The sequence below is a fragment of the Barnesiella sp. An22 genome (assembly GCF_963931395.1).
GTDB classification, from domain to species: Bacteria; Bacteroidota; Bacteroidia; order Bacteroidales; family Barnesiellaceae; genus Barnesiella; species Barnesiella merdigallinarum.
On sequence record NZ_OZ007014.1, the window covers coordinates 552824 to 568454 of the forward strand.

Annotated in this window: 13 protein-coding genes; 7 read left to right on the plus strand and 6 right to left on the minus strand. The window is 51.4% G+C overall.

The features are described from left to right. Nucleotides 1-46: 46 nt before the first annotated feature. Both ABGT88_RS02285 and ABGT88_RS02290 read right to left on the minus strand, forming a co-directional pair. The gene (locus ABGT88_RS02285) at nucleotides 47-2305 is read right to left on the minus strand and encodes a hypothetical protein (protein ID WP_346700173.1); all 2259 of its coding nucleotides are present in this window, start codon (nucleotides 2303-2305) and stop codon (nucleotides 47-49) included. Nucleotides 2306-2324: 19 nt separating this feature from the next. Continuing rightward, nucleotides 2325-4229, minus strand: coding sequence for a hypothetical protein (locus ABGT88_RS02290; protein ID WP_346700175.1), 1905 nt, complete (start codon nucleotides 4227-4229; stop codon nucleotides 2325-2327). 215 nt (nucleotides 4230-4444) lie between these two features. Between ABGT88_RS02290 and ABGT88_RS02295 the strand changes: the two genes are divergently transcribed. Next, a complete protein-coding gene (locus tag ABGT88_RS02295; protein WP_346700177.1) occupies nucleotides 4445-5071 on the plus strand; it encodes a Crp/Fnr family transcriptional regulator in 627 nt (208 codons plus the stop codon). 75 nt (nucleotides 5072-5146) lie between these two features. Here the strand turns inward: ABGT88_RS02295 and ABGT88_RS02300 are convergent, their stop codons facing one another. From ABGT88_RS02300 to ABGT88_RS02315, 4 genes are all read right to left on the minus strand, one after another. Continuing rightward, nucleotides 5147-5878 (minus strand): hypothetical protein, encoded by a 732-nt coding sequence (locus tag ABGT88_RS02300; RefSeq protein WP_298663776.1) that lies wholly within the window; start codon nucleotides 5876-5878, stop codon nucleotides 5147-5149. Between the two features lie 59 nt (nucleotides 5879-5937). Further along, complete coding sequence (locus ABGT88_RS02305) at nucleotides 5938-6744, minus strand: DNA gyrase subunit A (RefSeq protein ID WP_346700179.1); 807 nt, start codon at nucleotides 6742-6744, stop codon at nucleotides 5938-5940. A 271-nt stretch (nucleotides 6745-7015) separates the two neighbouring features. Beyond that, complete coding sequence (locus tag ABGT88_RS02310; RefSeq protein ID WP_346700181.1) at nucleotides 7016-7939, minus strand: WYL domain-containing protein; 924 nt, start codon at nucleotides 7937-7939, stop codon at nucleotides 7016-7018. A 60-nt stretch (nucleotides 7940-7999) separates the two neighbouring features. Further along, on the minus strand, nucleotides 8000-10576 hold the full coding sequence (locus tag ABGT88_RS02315; RefSeq protein WP_346700183.1) for a glycosyl hydrolase 2 galactose-binding domain-containing protein: 2577 nt from the start codon (nucleotides 10574-10576) through the stop codon (nucleotides 8000-8002). Nucleotides 10577-10705: 129 nt separating this feature from the next. Between ABGT88_RS02315 and ABGT88_RS02320 the strand changes: the two genes are divergently transcribed. The 6 genes from ABGT88_RS02320 (at nucleotide 10706) to ABGT88_RS02345 (ending at nucleotide 15609) form a co-directional block, all read left to right on the plus strand. Further along, entirely contained in the window at nucleotides 10706-11320 is a 615-nt protein-coding gene (locus ABGT88_RS02320) for a TetR/AcrR family transcriptional regulator (RefSeq protein ID WP_087408814.1), read from the plus strand. 106 nt (nucleotides 11321-11426) lie between these two features. Next, on the plus strand, nucleotides 11427-11906 hold the full coding sequence (locus tag ABGT88_RS02325) for a hypothetical protein (protein WP_346700185.1): 480 nt from the start codon (nucleotides 11427-11429) through the stop codon (nucleotides 11904-11906). Nucleotides 11907-11936: 30 nt separating this feature from the next. Then, complete coding sequence (locus ABGT88_RS02330) at nucleotides 11937-12617, plus strand: hypothetical protein (protein ID WP_143240942.1); 681 nt, start codon at nucleotides 11937-11939, stop codon at nucleotides 12615-12617. An 18-nt stretch (nucleotides 12618-12635) separates the two neighbouring features. Further along, entirely contained in the window at nucleotides 12636-13124 is a 489-nt protein-coding gene (locus ABGT88_RS02335; RefSeq protein WP_346700187.1) for a hypothetical protein, read from the plus strand. After that, nucleotides 13102-14625, plus strand: coding sequence for an ankyrin repeat domain-containing protein (locus ABGT88_RS02340; RefSeq protein ID WP_298662549.1), 1524 nt, complete (start codon nucleotides 13102-13104; stop codon nucleotides 14623-14625). Before ABGT88_RS02335 ends, ABGT88_RS02340 begins: the two co-directional genes overlap by 23 nt. A 9-nt stretch (nucleotides 14626-14634) precedes the next feature. Continuing rightward, nucleotides 14635-15609, plus strand: a complete 975-nt coding sequence (locus ABGT88_RS02345; RefSeq protein ID WP_346700190.1) for an ankyrin repeat domain-containing protein — start codon at nucleotides 14635-14637, stop codon at nucleotides 15607-15609. Nucleotides 15610-15631: the final 22 nt, after the last annotated feature.

The window sequence follows — 15631 nt, forward strand, 5'->3', positions numbered from 1 at the left end:
TTTGGTTAAAATTCAACATTTGTTTTTATTATGATTATTGTCATTATCAATCGTAGGTATACTCTACGGGAGTCTTGATACACCGTATCAGCCGTGTCTTGGTCGAATTGTTGGCGGTGTACTTGATCCAGTTCTCATTGGGCTTTACCTGGCTTTCATAGCCCTCCATGACCCAGGTCTGGCTGCTGTTGCCATAGGTGGCCAGGAGCAGGTTCATCCTGGCTATATTGCCATGAACCGTGTTCCATTGGTGGCCCAAGCCGTTGAGCACATAGTGGGCGCCGTCTATTTCAAAATCGTAGAACGATATGACGCCATAGTTATGGCCCAGAAAATTGACGTCTCGCTCTACAATCGTAATCTGTATGATCTGTCCCTTGCTGTTTTGGTAGCTTCTGGAACCTACGCCACCGAGGTTGAAATTCCCGTTTTTCGAAAAGGCGAGATAATCGTCGTAGCCGGGAATCTGGTACCCCGGTGGAGCCATTTCGGCAGGCGGTAGTGTCCCGAAGTTTTGAGCGCTTGCGGCAACCCCCTCGTGGTAGAATGCCGTTCCGTCGTGTCGCAGAGGCAGACCCTGTTTGTTGCCGCCCTGATACTGGTCGCCCAACAGGTTCAGGAGTTCGTCTTCCGATACGGTGGTCAGATACGAGAGCAGGTCGTGGTGCGGTGCCGGGTCGTTGGGGATGGTTATCTGGTCCTCAAACGATTTTACATTTCCCCGCAAATTGTATTTGCACCACCAGGTCTCGCCAATTTTCACCACCGGTAATCCCCAGTTTATGCGGCGGACGGTATAGGTCTCCTTGTGGGTCCCATCTTCGTTCGAGATGACAATCCGTCCCTCCTGAGGCCGTCCATCGGCTCGGGGGTCGTTGGGTTTCCAGCCACCGACAATCCGATAGCTCTTGCCCGACAGCCCCGTGCGGGTAATCGATTCCGTTTCCGTGGCTTGCATCCAGGCCGATTCGTCGGTATCAAACTCTACCCGGAGCACCTTATTGGCCGGCAGACGGATGATTCCCAATTCGCCTTCGACATACTCCTTGAAGTCGCAGGTGGCCTCTTTGTCGAAGTGGATAGCCCCCTCTATCTGTATAGGATTGGCTTCGATAACGAGAACCACGCGTCCTAAGTTGGTGGAGGAGGGGTCTTGAATATCCAGGTGAATCCTCTCGGTGTCTCTGCCGGGCATGCGCAGACTGCTGCGAACGGAGAGCTCGGCTATTTTTTGCAAGGTGGATCGCCCTTTACCGAGGTTCCGGTTTACTTCTACACCTTCTACCGAGCCGTCTACCGTTACCGTGGCGTTGGCTTCGGCCAGAAGTGCCAGCATAAAGTCGCTCCCGTGGTACGGTACAAAGACGGTATCTCTCGTTTCGTTTACCCGAACGCCGTCGGAGAAGAGAGAGTTTTCCACGTCGACCAATCCTTGAATCGAAGGGTCCGATTCGGTAGAGGCTCCAGTACCCCAGCCGTCTGCCTCGATAACCAGTTGCGCTTCGGCCCCCTTGCCCTGGATGGCGAGGGTGTATATCTCGTTCCTCCGGATAACCGAAGGCAAGTTGGCTTTCAGCAGATGTTGCCCTTCGCCGAATCGGATGGTGACCTCGACTCGGATAGCCGGGTTGGCCTGCTCGGGAATATAGAGCAGTGTTTCGCTCCCGTTTGCGAGCGGAGCGTCGGCATACTCTTTGGTAAAGTCGAAGGTGGAAGCCGATGCCGATGTCTCCACCGTTCCCCGAGGCATGGTATAGCCTTTGTCGGCCAGATTGTGAACGACCACTTTTTGCACCTCTACCCCTTTCTCGAACGATTCAATATCGACCCGGGCCACGCTGCGGGTCATCGGTACTACTACGGAGGTGGCTGTACTCTGGAGGTCGCTCTTGCCGGTCATCAGCAATCCCTCGCCGGTCAGCTCGCCGATGCTCCCTTCGATAGAGAGAAAATTGTCCAATGTCGAACTCTCGGGGGTAAGTGCATCGAGCCCCGTCAGTAACCGGGCATTGCCTACTATGTATAGAGTCCCCGAGAACGAAGCCGGGACGAACGTATACAGATTTTCCGCACTGGCTTGCGAGGGGGTGATTACCTCAGCGAGTGTGCCGTCGACAAACCGGTAGCCGGTTACCCGGTGGATGGCCGATTCGTCGCCGGTGCCTGTCGAGTTGTCGGCAGCCAACCGTACGGTTATTGCTTTCGAATTTCCCGATGCCACCAGGTTGTGGTCTTCATTGCATCCCGTTATTCCCCAAAGCAGGGCAATAGACAGGGAGACGTATTTAAATATTCTTGTATTCATTTCAAGTCAAAAACGGATACTAATACAGATTCGGATTTTTACTGCTGTTGAGGTAGCTGGACGAGTTTATGGGCATGTCGTCCAGATGGTTGACATAAAAGTGGTTCATCAGCTCCTGAGCCCAGGGACCATACGTGAAGGCGCTGCTGTGGTTGTATCCCATCACATGGCCCAGCTCGTGAAACATGATTTCGCAGGCATAGGTATTGGTGTAGTGGCTCAGCCAGCCCGTCTGCCATACGCCGTAGGAAGAACCTCCCCCCAGTCCGATAACACCGTTTCCCGGGTATACCAGACCCACGTTCAGGGTGCGCTCCTGTCTCATCTGTCGCAATACGACATCGGGGGTCACCTTGTCGTTTACACCGCCGTTGCCATACAGCCGGTCTTCGTTGGCTCTCAGTATCTCTTCATGCTCGGGCATATCGATCATGTAGGTAAAGTTCAGGAAGAAGGCCACGGCTTCGCGACAATGCACGGGGCGGATACCCATCCAGTTTCCTACGGGGCCTCCGTCGGGTTTGGTAGGGTCGCCGTCGTACAGGTGGAACCGTATGTTCCAGCCGTGTATGATGCCTTTCAGCTTCTCCAGATAGGGGTCGTCGGACTCAATCTTGAATTCAATTCCGGAGAAATCGTCGGCCTGCATTCGGGGAATGCGGACAATCTTGCCCGATTCGGAGCGGAAATAGAGCTCTTTCTGCAACAGCGGTATGGCTTCATAGAAATCGGCAAAAGGAGGGATGCTGTCGAAATAGGCAAAGTCTACATATTCGTTCCCTGCTGCCGGGATGCGTGCTTTTACCAGAACATGACTTAGGCTCCGCGGCGAGTAAAAACGGGCATGGAGTTGCCCCTCGCTGGTGACCGATAGCTGCAAGGGCCTGGTCGTATTGAAGTTACGAAGCTCTTTGTCGGTGTATATGGTATGCGGTTCATCGTCTTGCAGAATGAGACCGTGTTGCCCCTGAGTGTATGCCCGATTGGTGATAAACATGGTCCCGATTTCATCGTCGGGGTGTACGACATTTATCTCAACCCGGCCGATGTGATTCTCTACGACCGAGTCTAAATCGAAGGTATAGTAGCGTTTGGTCATATTTCCCCGATAATCGCGTGTAAACAGGGTCACCTCTCCTTGAACCGAACTTCCCTCAATCGTTGGCATGAACAGATATTCGGTGTATTCGGCCATATCCAAGACCTTCATTTCGCCGTTGCTCTCGCCCGAGAATGTTCCCTCGCCCGAGAGTCGGGTATAAAACCTGCTACTGGCATTAAAGGCAACCGTGTTCGAGGTGACTGCCGTTTCGACGTATGGATTGTTGTACGAGAAAATCAGATCCATCCGCCCCACAATTCTGCGCTGTACAATCTTTTCGGCAATCTCGGCTACGACCTCGTTCCCGAGAGCGGTGGAGACTTTCCGGACGGTAAAGGGAGTTATCGAATAGAAGTACTCGCAAGCCAAAGGTCGGGCCAGCTCTTCGGGAAATGAGAGCCACACTTCCGATATGTGATTGATCGGGTTTATTGTGGCGTTGTCGTCCGTCAGGTCGCCTCGTATGCCCAGGATAAGAATGCGGTAAGAGCCTTCGTGCAACCCTTCCAACTGCATGTCCGAGGTATTTTTGTCGTACAGGCCCTTGACACCGTTCACCTTATATCCGTCGTCATCGACTACCACAAACTCTACCCGATCGTAGTTCGACAGGGTTTGTCGCTCGGTGGTGGCAAATGCCTGTTGAGGGCGATGGCCTTTTTGCAAACTTTCGGCGGGGAGCCCCTCGTACTCTTCGGGTACCAGTCGGAACGAAAAATCGCCGAACCCGTTCCCGGAAGAGACGGAATCCAGATGATCTTCTTCGACACAGGCCGGAAGCAGAATGATGCCGATTAAAAGAGTATAAATTATATTTCTCATTTTATGAACACTTCTTTGTTTCGGGTTCGTTTAGTTGTATTTTGTTGGGAAAAAAGAGATTAAACAGAACAAAATGGGTAATTTTGATCGTTGATAAGTGTGTATGATGTTACCTATTGTTACAAATTGTCTAAATCTTTTTGACCGGTGCAAAAGTACCAGATTGTATGGTCATAATCGGTAACAATTGTTACGCAAGGAAAAATCGGTAAGATATGGATTGGGCTACAATGAATAATGATATTTATGAAATGCCTTTATTCAAAGGCGGAAATAAAGAAGTTATCGAAAAAATCATGCACGATTACCCCAGCCGCTATGTGCATTACAAAAAGGGAGAAACCATAGCCATGCAAGGGAATGTGTGCCGTTCGCTGTATATTCTGTGCGAAGGCAGTGTTTATGCCAAAATGATTAGCGAGGAGGGTAAGGAGCTGACATTGGATACCCTCTCGGCTCCCGATGTGTTGGCCTCTTCCTTTCTATTCAGTACCGAGGGGATATTCCCCGTTACCATATTGGCCAATAGTGACTGTAACCTCTGGATCGTAAACAAGGAGAGTATCTTGAGAATCATCGAAGCCGACAAACTGGTCTTGCGAAACTACCTGACGGTCATATCCGACCACAGTATGTTCCTGAGCAAGCGCCTGAACGAGTTTGCCTTGCAGACACTCTCGTCGAGAATCATCAGTTACATCGAGCAGAACGGAACCATACAGAACCTTCAAGAGGCCGCCTTCATTCTCGGGGTGGCCCGTCCATCCCTTTCGAGAGCCATATTGCAACTGGTCAATCAAGGCGTGCTCAAGAAGGAGAACAAGGGGTATATACTTGTTTGAAAGGGTATAATTATTACACAAGAGGAGTCCCATTCTATGATGGAACTCCTCTTGTCTCTTTTTCTAATCGGTAGATTACAGATTTTTCAACTGTTCAGTTGCCGTGTAATAATCCAGCAATACTTTGATGGTTTGTGCCGTTGGTCGCTTTTCTGATGGTGTAAACTGATTGATATGCTGTGAAAACAGAATGAGTGAATCTTTGATATTGGTATCTTTGAATTCTGGACCGATGCGTTGAGATGAATTTAGCAGCCCGGTTACCCGATATAAGTCTCCTGTCTTCAAACTTTTAATAAATTGTAAGTTGTATCCCATCCAGATGATACCTTCGTTTGCGAGCTTTCCCCAATATGCTGCAGACTCTTTGTTGGCAATGATTATACATTTCGGCCTTATCACATCTTCAATAATGTGTTGTGTTAAGTTTAGTTGATCGACAATAAATGGTATCCCCATTGGATTGGTGAGAATGTCATGTCTAAGGAAATTTTGATCTTGTTCTCGAAAATAGAATAAATCCAAATAAGCCGATTCAGCGCGAAAGTCATAATTGGCATCTAAGAGCATCTTTTTTATGGGGTTCCAATAACGAGATTGGGGAACTCGATCAAAGAGAATGTCGCTGAATTTGAAACTCTTGTTGGGTCGCTCTTGTGGATTGAATGAAGGGTTAATACCTGTAATCAGAATATCTTTTTGGCTTTCATTTTCTGAATAATCGAAGCCTCTATCCTTAATTTGGACAGGTAGTGTAGCAATATAGTCTTTTGACCATATTTCGCAAAGTCGTTTGTTCGTTTCCATATGGATTTGGTTTAACTTATTATACAGAGCCCGATTTACCGGGAATTTAGGCAATGTTATCATTTGAGAGCTGTCAGTATTGATTTGATTGAAGTATACAAACTTAAATCGGCCAGTACATCATCTTCCGTTGTTGATACGAATGTTTTTATCTTCATAGATAGGATATTTTCTGCTTGAATTTCTGTCAACTGAAACTCTTCCATCAACTTATTTCGGGCGGCTAAATAACTATTCGATTCTCTGATTGTAAGGATTGCTTTATCCAGCTTATTTTCACAGCTTACAATGTTTAATAATCCAGAGGTTTTCTCAATTTGTTGATCTATCATTGCAATCTCATGGTCAAGGCGATTCATGAGATACCATGCCAATGAATGTTTCAGTTTGAAATGGGAAACGCATAAAACCGCTTCTTCTGTTTCTTCATCGTATTTGACACATAACGGGATGTTGGCTGCCAATAGTTTCGTCTCAAATTTTTCTTCTTCGCTATCATCCTCGTCAGAGAAATACTCGTTAAAGTCAATATTGTTAAAGTCAATGTCGTTAAGATAAGCCTCGTCGAAGTCATCATCGAAGTCATCATCGTTGTCATCATCGTTATCGTCGAAGTCATCGTCGTTATCTTTGTGGTTACAATCTTCCGACTCTCTGTATTTCACTAATATTTTTTTTACATTTTCTAGAAATAACCGCTTTTCCCCTGGTTCTAAATATGATAAGTCGTTTTCGATTTCTGTCAACTGGCATTCTATATTTTGCCAATGATTAAGGATAAAAGAATAATTATCTTGAACCCGAGGAATTTCAATGACGGCGCGTCCGTTTTCATCGAAGTCTAATATATTTGAAATGTTTTCCATGTGTTGTGCTTGTTAAATTGTCTGGCGAATAGCTCGAATAAGGTTCTCTCGTGATTGGTAGCTCATATCTTGTTAAGGATAGTGCGAAAACACTTTCATCTATTATGTCCAGCCGTTCATGTGTTGAACGACAAGGCGAATATAGTGAAAGTTTTTTAATAGGCAGCATCGTGGGGATTGTTTTATTTTAATTCCATGAATCAGGTTCGACGACAAAGTTACAGGGGGTATGCGAAATAATATTTCGCATACCCCCTGTAACTAAAAAAAATTATTGGTAAAGGCTGGTCAGTCGATGTGATTTCTGTTTTAAGATCTCCCGGAGAGAGGCGGGCTCTAAGACTTCGAGTTGTTCGGCATGAAGACATATTTCCTGTACAAAATCAAAGGCTGGAATCAGCCAGTATTCAAAAATAGTATAATCCGAGGTCTGTTCTTTAATTCTTTGGCTGTAATGGAGTGGTTGGGATATGAGGTATTGAGGAAGTTCCTGATAGGCCTTCAAGACGATACGACATGGTTTCTCGGTATATCCATCGGTCGAAATGCCGTAGAATGGGGTGAAATATTCCTGGGGTGAAAAATTGGGGGGATAGGTGAAGTGAGCCGATGTAAGTTCGCAACGATTGAATCGGTCTAATGCATAGATGCGGATTTTTTTGTTTGTATAATGTCGACAAAGTAGGTACCATCTGCGTTTGAACATCTTCAAACACAAAGGTTCTACTAATATTCCTTGTCGTGCCATACTGCCGACATGAAATGACTTGTAGTCGATACACAGTACTGCATTGTCTCTTAAAGCCTCTGTAACTGGACTTAAATATTTGGATCCTGTGTCTGGCTTTTCCAATATTATTTTGTCCGAAATATTTTTACAACTTGTAATCAATTCTTCCGTGGCTATACTGCTCAATAACCATTCAATGTTCTTGTATTGAGAGTCATTGGCAGTATCGATTTTATAATGGCTATTTGCTCCTGAACGTACACACTCGATCTGTATATTTAATTGGTCTGCTATCGCATGACAGTGATTGAGAAATGTCCTTCGGGAAATATCGGTTTCGCCACAATCCTTATAGTGTGAACTCCTTTGCCATTCGGCGTTGATTTCGGCAAGAGTAAGTCCCGAAGGGTTTCGTCGTAATAACTCAATCAACCATAAGTATCGTTTAATAAGAAGGGTTGCCATTTACTTATTGATTATTGTGAAATTGTTTAGATGTATGGGCGGTTTTATTTCGTATTACCCTCATGTATCGGTGAGGGTACGTATCCGGATACGGGCTATATCGTCGGGGGTGATGTCGGCACTCTCGATGGTCACCACCTTGCGCTCGCCCGGCATCAGGTCGAAGAAGTTGTCGGAGAGGTCGGCTCCCTGGGTGGGTATCTCGATGAATACATCCTTGGCCAGACAGTCGGTCGAGAGGGTGAGGGCGATACCTTGGGGCGTTGTCTCGATGGCTTTTGTCAGGTGAGGCCGGGGTAGCTTCAGCTCCTTGGGCAGCACCAGAAACTTGTGGCCGTGGGCGAGGGTTTCTCCGTCGTGGCGTATCTGCCAAGTCAGCAATACCTCGTTGGCGGGGTATCCCTTCTGCAGGTTGGCCAGGGCGAGGGTGGCCATCTTCTGGCTGGCGTTGGGCCGTATGGTGCGCTCGAGGGTGACGGTGTTCAGCCGGTTGCCGTGGAAGTCGTCGATGCCCACGACAATCTGTGCCCGGTCGAGCCGGTCGAGCCGGTCGGAGAGGGCATGAATCTCAAGGCTGTCGCCGTGGACGAAGGTCGAGAGCATCAGAGGGGCAAAGGCATCGCGGGCGTGGTAGTAGAGTGCCTTCTTGTTTTTGTAGTAGTCGATGGCCGACCACGAGATGGCGGGCCAACTGTCGTTGAGCTGCCAGTAGAGCGAACCCATGCACACGGGGCGCTGCCGGCGGTTGGTTTCGATGCCGTAGGCGATACCGTGCCCCTGGAGCAGCAGCCCCAGGTAGACAAAGTCGTCGAAGTTGCGGGGCATGCGGTAGTAGTGCTGCATGTAGGTTTTTATCAGGTCGTTGCCGATGCTGCTCTTCTGGCGGTGGGTCATCACCTCGGAGTCGATGCTCAGGTCGGCCGGGCCGGCGAAGGTGCGCAGGGTTTTCATCTCGGGGAAGGATTCGAAGCCGAATTCGCTGACGAACCGCAGCTGGAGCGTGTCCATGGCGTCAAACATCTCCTGCCCGTACCAGATGCCCCAGTAGTGTATGTCGCCCTGGGTCTGGGTAGCGGGGCGCCCCCAGTTGGCCGAGTCGGGCGAGGTGTGTATGTAGCTGCGTTGCGGGTCGTACCGGCGCACATACGCGGCGAGCGTGTCGCGGAAGAGGGTGTGGTAGTCGCGCCGCATCTTCTCGAAAGTCTCGGGCGTGTAGCGGCGGTTCCACCCCCAGTATTTGAGTCCCTCGTAGATTTCGTTGTTGCCGCACCACAGGGCCAGCGAGGGGTGGTTGCGCAGGCGGCGGATGTTGTAGCGGGCCTCGCGGGCTACGTTGCCGAGAAAGTCCGGGTCACCGGGATAGGCCGAGCAGGCAAACATGAAGTCCTGCCACACGAGTATGCCGTAGCGGTCGGCCAGCTGGTAGAAGAGCTCATCCTCATACACGCCGCCGCCCCAAACCCGCACCATATTCATGTGCGACTGCTTCATGGCCCGGAACAGCCGGGTGTAGTCGTCGGGGGTGACACGGGTGAGAATGATGTCCTGGGGGATGTAGTTGGTGCCTTTGGCGAAGAGCGGTTGGCCGTTGATGCGGAAGTAGAAGTTGCGGCCCAGCGAGTCCCGTTCGTTGCCGAACTCGATGGTGCGTATCCCGGTCTGGTAATGTTTGCTCCCCAGGGTTCGGCCGTTTTGTACGAGCGTTATATCCACATCGTAGAGATGCGCTTCGCCCCAGCCGTTGGGCTGCCACAGTTGGGGCTGCTCGATTTCGGAGGTGAAGCCGATGCGGTTTTCGCCCGGTTGCAGGGTGCAGCGACGGGTCGAGTGGGCCACCTTCTTGCCCGCTTTGGCGATGGTGAGCAGCACTTCGACCCCTTCGGCAGCCTGGCGGTTCTCGTTGACGATGGTCAGGTCGGTAGCCAGTCGGGCCCGGTCGTTGTCGATGTGCAGGGTGCGGGTAAAGGCGTCGTCGATGCGGCAGCCGTCGTAGAGCACCAGTCGGGCCGGTCGCCAGATGCCGCAACCCACCAGTCGGATACCCCAGTCCCACCCGTAGTGATAGGGAGCCTTGCGGGCGTATGCACTCAGGTGGGGCGTGCTGCGGTCGTTGTCGGCGGGGTAGTCGATGCCGGTCAGGCTGTATATCGGCTCTACGGCCTTGAGGGGCGAGGCGAAGTGCACGGCGAGGGTATTCTCACCTGCAACGATTTTATCCCGTACCTCCTTCTCCCAGGCCACGAACATGTTGTCGGTCTGCATCACCGGCTCGCCGTTGAGAACGATGCGGGCAAAGGTGTCGAGTCCCTCGAAGATGAGGCGGGCACAGGAGTACCGGGCCAAGTCGTCGGCATCGACGGTGAAGGTGGTGGTGTAGCTCCACCCTTTCGTTTCGACCCAGGCCACCTTTTCCTCGTTCGTCCCGTAGAAAGGGTCGTCGAGCAGCCCGTTGCGCAGCAGGTCGGCATGCACGGTGCCGGGCACCACGGCCGGGTAGGAGAGGCTATCCCCCTCGGCGGCGAAATTCCACCTTCGATCGAGCTCGATTACGCGGGTGTTGTCGGGTGTCGTTTGTGAACGGGTCGGTTGCATGGCAATCAATAAGAGTATCAGTAAAATAACTATACGGTGTTTCATGGTGTATGCGTTGTTCTCTCCTGTTCAAAGGTACGCAAAAAGTTGGTCGGGAGCGACAGCCCCGGAATTTTTTCATTTGATTTTTCAAAAATAAGCCCTTATCTTTGATAATATTATAGGAAAGAGTGTATGAAAACCAATAGAGAAGAAATTTTGCAAAGCGCGCTACAGTTGTTCATGTCGATGAATTACGAGCGGGTGAGCCTGCAGATGATTACCCGCATGGTGGGACTGACCAAGACGGGAATCTTCAACTATTATCCTACCAAGCTCGATTTGTTTGTGGCTGTGGCCGACAAATATCTGTTCAACGCCCAGGACCCGAAGCACAAGTATGAGGAGTCGGACGGTACGCTGTCCGATTTTATCGATAAGTACGTGGCAGGAGTAGAGCGTACGATGGCCGAGATTGTACGGTTGGGTAATGTTCGTCAGGAGGCCATGCCTGGTCAGTCGGCCAATGCGGGTTATTTTCATCTCTTCCAGCAGGTACTCTTTTATTATCCAGACGGTAAGGCCAAGTTGCATGCCTGGATTGAATCGGAGTACGACCATTGGCGTAGCGTTATCCGTCGGGCTATCGAAAGCGGCGAAATCAATCGGGAGACCGATGTGGAGGAGGCGGTGGCCCAGTTCCGCCTCACGTTTGTGGGCATGTCGTTCGAAATGTCGTTTTACGAGGGGCTCGATGTGAATCGATTGGCCGCACACTTCCGGTATATTTATAATCAGTTGAAGCGCTAATCGCCAGGGATAATCATAAAAAAATAAAAATATGACCCATTGGTCATATTTTTATTTTTTTTGTTCTATCTTTGCTCCTGTTAAAAATGACCGAACGGTAATATTTATGGAACAGGAGCGATTTACAAGCATTCACAAGACATTCAACTATACCCCCGGGAGCATCTTCACCAACCAGTGGTCCAACCTGGCATTCGGTATCGGCATGATTGTCGTCCCGGCCATCTGGCCTTTCGGGTTGCGCATTCGTCGTTTGCACATTCTGTCGCCGGCGGTACTCTCGACCATCTTCATTATCGGTGGTATCGTGTTGCTGGTATTCACCTGGCTGGCCATGCGCAAGGCTCGAGCCCTCATTCGCGAGGGGGCCATGATTACGGTCGATGGCAACAGGGTCACCTACCCGACGGTAAAGTCGGGGCGGGTCGAGTACGACACCTTTTCCATCAGCGATATCGAGTATATCAAGTACGACGAGAAGGAGAGCCAGTGCAAGGTGAGTCTGCCCGACCGATACCTGGTTTTCGAAATTCCCTATTTCGATTCGTGGGAGCAGTACGAAGAGTTTCGTGCTCTGCTCGGTTAGTATATGACAACCAACTAAAACATCTATATCATGATTACAAAAGTTATGAGAATCTTAACGGCTGTGGCTATTGCCGTGGCCATGTTGTCGTCCTGCTCGTCGGGCAATGATTTGGGTATGGCTTCTGAAGAGGCTGTGGCCAAAGTGAAGGAACTCGTGAAAACTCATGTACCCGCTGATGCAAAAGTCTATCGAGTCGAGATGAACGAAGATCGTGGCGACCGCAAGCTCGAGAATGTGTTGAGCCAGGTAATCGTGTTTTATATTACTCCCGACAATAGCGATTACGTATTGACGATTAACAAGGATGGCGGCGACTTCAAAGCCGATGAACCTTCGAAAAGTAACCGCCAAACATACGCTTATGAACCAACGGCTACACTCGACCTGAATGCTATCGACGCAGCGAAGTTGCAAAAGTGGGGCGAGGAGGGGAATAATCTGTTGCAAGCCGAGGAAGAAGGCGACCAATATGAATTGAAATCGGTCGAAAACTACACTTTTTATACCTTGCCCGTCGGGCTGAATGACGTGGAGCGTTGGAACCGAGACGAATCCTACAAGGCCGACAGCCAGAAGCAATATGCCTATTTCTCGCTGAACTACACGAAGAAAGGCGAGAAGACCGAGATGAACGGCCGATTACTCACTACCAACTACTACACTGTGCCATTCCGGGTGAACGAGGCCGGGCAGGTAGAGTTCGAGTAAAACGGATGACGGGTGAATTTGCTCGGAGATAAAGCGGTCGTTACAGGTGCCGGGGCCGACCGGCTGTTCGAGGCCGGGGTGAGCTATCTCGCTTGTGGGGCCTATTCCCTGGGCTATGCCTGTTTCGACCGGCTTGCCGATGACGACCTGCGGGTCGTTTACAACAAGGCTGTGTGCTGTTTCGGGGCGGGTGATTATGAGCGGTGCTATTCTTTGCTCTGCGAGGCCGACCGTTTGTTACCGGTACGCCCTTGTTCCGCGCCTTCGGCTTTGCCCCAATCCCTGCTCGACTGGGAGCATGAGAGCGCCTTGCCCTTGTGCCCCATGCTTGTTACACCCTTTTCTCCCGAGACCGATACCCTTTTCCTTCGCCTCAAGGCCGAGGCTGCTTTCCGGCTGAGGCGATACGACGAAGTACGGGCCATTGCCGCCCGACTGGGCGGTAGATACCGGCACATCTGTAACCTCATTGAACAAATCGACCATGACAGTCAAAGCCATTTATAAACTGTATGATTGCGAGGTCCCCAGAGGGGAATTGCTGGAGGCTTTTGCCGAAGTTCCACTCGACGACCGGGACGACAACTTTTACGACCGTACGGCTCTGCATCTGGCTGCCGAGCAGGTCGATGTCGAGGCCATCGGGTTGTTGCTGATACGGGGTGCCAAGGTCGATGTGCGAGACGGTCGGGGATATACCCCTTTGCACTGCCTGGCTGTTGTATCTGGCGAGCGGACCTTTACTGGCGAACGGATATGTCAGGCTGCGCGGTTATTGTTGGAGCAAGGGGCCAGTGTGACCCGATCGGCCTGCAATACGACCGCTCTCATCGAGGCGGTGCGGAATCGGCATCATCGTCTGGTTGAACTGTTGGTCCGTTCGGCACGGTGTATCGACTCGGTCGACTCCAACGGCGAGAATGCTTTGCACGTTGTATGCCGTGTGGCTGTCGATACGGCCGCTTGTTTGCGTCGGTTGGAGTCGGGGATAGCACGCTTTGCAGATACTTGGGTCCCTGAAAGACGCAAGGAGGAGACTCTGCGCGAGCGGGACGAGCAGCTCGAGGAGGCCGAACGCTGCTATCGTACGGCTTCTCTTCTGCTGGTCGACGGGAGAATAGACCCCGACGAGAAGAACAGTTATGGACGGACACCTTTCGACCTGGCCATGGAAGGGGGCGCCAAGCGGGTGAGTGCCTTGCTTTCGGGTAAGGACTCTGCATCGGGCGAACCGCTCGAAGAGACTGGAGGCATGGATATTTTCCAAGCATTGTATTACAAGGATTTGGCGGCGGTCACGGCCCTGTTGCGATGGGGTGTCGAGCTGCAGACCGAGTGCGGGTATGAGAAGATGAACGACTTTTACGGGAAATCGCCGCTGGCTTGTGCGCTCACTTGGCAGAATGTCGAAGCGGCTGTGATGCTGCTTCGAGCCGGAGCTGACCCCAACTACCGCAATTCGCGGGGCGAGACTGCTTTTGTCGAGTGGCTCGACAAAGGGTGCCGGCATGCTTCTGGGATGGAGACCTTCGGACCTCTGTTGAATCTTTTTCTGGAAAAAGGGTGGAACCCCGATGCCCCGGTGAATGGTAAAGGGGAGACTGCCTTGATGCTTGTATGCTGTTACGAGAGTGACGACTTGGCCCTCTATGCCCTGCGCCGTCTGCTCGAGCGGGGTGTCGCTGTCAACGCTCGCGATTGTCGGGGCCGGGTGTCGTTGATGCACCTCTTCAACCGTCAGACCTGCGGCCTCCACAGTGGTTCCATGGAGGAGTTTTTGCTCGAAGCCGGAGCCGATGTGCAGGCGGTCGACAGCGAAGGGAATACCATCTTGCACTATATCGCCGACTGTTATTCGCTTCCAGAGGCGAAACAGGCGGCCCGACTATTGTTTGATTTTGGGGTTCCGTCGGTTGCCGCTGTCAACAATGCGGGGGAGACTCCGCTCGACAGGGCCACCCGCCGAAACAACGAAGGACTGGTGAAACTTTTATTGAAATATGCTTAATCTCAAACGATGGACAATAACCTGACTTTTCTCAATGCCTGTCGCAACGGACAGAAGAGCATCGTGCGCATTTTTCTCGACAAGGGAGGTGTCAATCTCGATAAGCGTGATGGCGAGGGGAATACTCCTCTTTATTACGCCTGTCGGCAGGGGCACCGCGATGTGGTGGCTCTGTTGCTCGATCGGGGAGCCGATGTCTCTTTGATCAACAATCGTAGTGAAAGCCCCCTGCATGCTGCGGCACAGAGTGGGAACAAGGAGATTGTGGCCTTGCTGGCCCGGCATGGAGCCGACTTGAATGCGACCGACCGCGAGGGACGCACGCCGCTCATGGTGCTGCTCGATTACAAACGCACCGATGCCGCTCTTTATCTCATCGGGTTGGGGGCCGATACCGGACAGACCGACCAGTCGGGGCATACTCCACTCGACTATGCTACCGCACATGGGTTGCGCGAGGTGGTGTCGTTGTTGGACCATGCCTCCGCTTGCGACAGCCGGGGCAATACGGCTCTGCATCAGGCGGTCCATAACGACCAGGGAGAGGTGGTGTGCACCCTGTTGGCCGATTCGAAGGTTCAGCTCAATGCCATGAACGACGAAGGGGAGACCCCTCTGCTGTTGGCTTGTGGTCGGAGCAACCTCTTTCTGGCCGAGTTGCTGATTGCGGCTGGAGCCGATGTCAACCGGGCTTCGCTGGTTGGGACTGCTCCGCTGCATGCTGCCGTTTTGTCGGGCAACCGTTTTATAGGCAAGGCTTTGCTGGGTGCAGGGGCAAATGTCGATGCCCGCAACAGTCGGGGCGAGACTCCGCTCATCCAGGCCGCCCGGTTGGGTGACAACGAGATGGTGTCGTTGTTGATAGCTGCCGGAGCTGCCGTAAATGTGGCCGACAACCTACAACACACGGCCCTCTATTATGCCGGCGAGCGGGGTTTCAACGAGATTGTCGAAACTCTGCTATATGCCGGAGCCGAAGGATAACAGAACCTTAAAATACTTATTT